This is a genomic window from Paraburkholderia sp. JHI2823 (assembly GCF_038900695.1).
Classification (GTDB): Bacteria; Pseudomonadota; Gammaproteobacteria; order Burkholderiales; family Burkholderiaceae; genus Paraburkholderia; species Paraburkholderia mimosarum.
Genome location: NZ_JAYMRY010000119.1, coordinates 1 through 2236, shown reverse-complemented (window position 1 = coordinate 2236; position 2236 = coordinate 1). Strand labels below are relative to the sequence as shown.

The window sequence follows — 2236 nt, the reverse complement described above, 5'->3', positions numbered from 1 at the left end:
GACGGCTCCTGCAACCCGTATCTCGCAACGGCCGCCGTGATTGCGGCGGGCCTCGATGGCATCGAGAGTGAACTCGATCCAGGCACGCCCGCCAACGAAAACCTCTACGAGTGGTCGTCGGAGCGTCTTGCCGCGCACGGCATTGCGGTGTTGCCGCAAAACCTCGAGCAGGCGCTCGACGCGCTCGAAGCGGACACGTTGATCTGCGAGGCGCTCGGCCCGGTGGCAGGCGAGTTCCTCAAGCTCAAGCGCATGGAGTGGCTCGAATACATGCGGCACGTTTCCGACTGGGAACTCAAGAGCTACCTCGAATTTTTCTAAGGAGAACACACGATGTGCGGAATCGTAGGGTTGCTGGTGAAGACACCGGCGCTACGCGAGCGGCTCGGCGAGTTGATGGTGCCGATGCTGATCGGCATGACCGAGCGCGGACCCGATTCGGCGGGGCTCGCGGTGTTCGGCAGGGAAGTGGGGGCGAGCCAGCGCAAGCTGAGCCTCTACGCGGGCTTCACGGACGAGGGCGCGCAGTTTCCCTGGGCCGCGCTCGCCGACGCATTGAACGGTGCCATGGACGTCTCGGCGCGCTTCGACGTGAAGGGCAATCATGCGGTGCTCACGGTTCAGGGCGACGCCGGGCGCGTGAAGGTGTGGTTGCGCGAGCATTATCCGAAGCTCTATCTGCTTTCCACCGGGCGCTCGATCGATCTCTACAAGGACATCGGCTCGCCCGCCGAGGTGGCCGCGCGCTACGACTTCGCGAATCTCAAAGGCTCGCACCTCGTCGGCCATACGCGCATGGCCACGGAATCGGCCGTCACGCCGGACCGCGCGCATCCGTTCACGGCGGGAGAGGACTTCTGCCTCGTGCACAACGGATCGCTGTCGAACCCGTATGGCGTGCGCCGCAAGCTGGAGCCGCTCGGCATCCACTTCGATACCGACAACGACACCGAAGCCGCATGCCGCTTTCTCGAATGGCGCCTGCGCGAAGGCGACCCGCTGCCCGACGCGCTGCAAAAGGGCTTCGAGGAGCTTGACGGCTTCTACACGTTCCTGATGGGCACGACGACGGAACTCGCGCTGATCCGCGATCCGTTCGCATGCAAGCCGGCCGTGGTCGCGGAGAACGACGAGTACGTCGCGATCGCCTCCGAGTTTCGCTCGCTCGCGCATCTGCCCGATATCCGCAACGCGAAGGTCTTCGAACCCGCTCCCGAGGAGATGTACGTATGGAAAGCCTGAATTTCGACCTCGCTTTCGACCTCGATGCGCGGACGGTCCGCGACCTGAACCAGTACCTGCACGGCGACGCTGCGGCGCTGGCAGGGCAGCGCATTGCCGTCACGTCGCCGAACGGGGCACACAACATCGCCGTGGGCGTGGATGCCGATCTGCACGTGACGATCGAGGGCCACGCGGGCTACTACGCCGGTGGCATGAACCAGCAGGCGACGATCGTGATCGAGGGGAGCGCGGGCACGGGCGTCGCCGAGAACATGATGAGCGGCAAGGTGCATGTGCGCGGCTTCGCTTCCAACGGCGCGGGCGCTTCCGCGCACGGCGGACTGCTCGTGATCGACGGCGATGCGGGTCTGCGCTGCGGCATCTCGCTCAAGGGCGGTGACATCGTGGTGGGCGGCTCCGTGGGCAGCTTCTCGGCCTTCATGGCGCAGGCGGGCCGCATGGTGATATGCGGCGACGCGGGCGACGCGCTGGGTGATTCGCTCTACGAAGCGGTGCTCTACGTGCGCGGCGAGGTGAAATCGCTCGGCGCGGACGCGCAGTACGAGCCGATGAGCGAGGCCGATATCGACGCCGTGCGCACGTTGCTCGCGGCCGCCGGGCTGGACCACGACCCGTCGTCCTTCAAGCGGATCGCCTCCGCACGCACGCTTTATCACTGGAACGCAGACGCGAACCAGGAATATTGAACACACGCTCTCCGACAAGGTTCCCCCATGGATGCCAAACCCGTTCAGTTCGTTCGTCTGCAGCACGAAGAGTCACATGGCTACGACCGCAAGACGATCGACTATATCCACTCGGCGGCGCAGCGAGGTCTCTATGAGATTCGCGGTCTGGGCGCGAAGCGCCACGTGCCGCATTTCGACGACCTGCTGTTTCTCGGCGCTTCGCTGTCGCGCTATCCGCTCGAAGGGTATCGCGAGAAGTGCTCGACCCAGACCGTGCTCGGCACCCGTTTCGCGAAGAAACCCGTCGTGCTGGATATTCCTGT

At 64.8% G+C, this 2236-nt stretch carries 2 protein-coding genes and 2 pseudogenes; all 4 read left to right on the top strand.

Translation table 11 applies throughout. From position 1 onward, the window contains the following. Positions 1–321: pseudogene (locus tag VSR34_RS37805) on the top strand (type III glutamate--ammonia ligase); the annotation flags it as partial. 12 nt (positions 322–333) lie between these two features. Next, positions 334–1242 carry a class II glutamine amidotransferase gene (locus tag VSR34_RS37800; RefSeq protein ID WP_342965161.1) on the top strand — a complete coding sequence of 303 codons (909 nt, stop codon included), beginning with the start codon at positions 334–336 and terminating at the stop codon, positions 1240–1242. Then, positions 1230–1931, top strand: a complete 702-nt coding sequence (locus tag VSR34_RS37795; protein ID WP_342965160.1) for a protein glxC — start codon at positions 1230–1232, stop codon at positions 1929–1931. Before VSR34_RS37800 ends, VSR34_RS37795 begins: the two co-directional genes overlap by 13 nt. A gap of 27 nt (positions 1932–1958) precedes the next feature. After that, a pseudogene (locus VSR34_RS37790) lies at positions 1959–2236 on the top strand (FMN-binding glutamate synthase family protein); the annotation flags it as partial.

What these genes read in the sequence shown, in the direction of transcription:
- VSR34_RS37800 (WP_342965161.1), top strand. Translation starts at nt 334, where the DNA reads ATGTGCGGAATCGTAGGGTTGCTGGTGAAGACACCGGCGCTACGCGAG.
- VSR34_RS37795 (WP_342965160.1), top strand. Translation starts at nt 1,230, where the DNA reads ATGGAAAGCCTGAATTTCGACCTCGCTTTCGACCTCGATGCGCGGACG.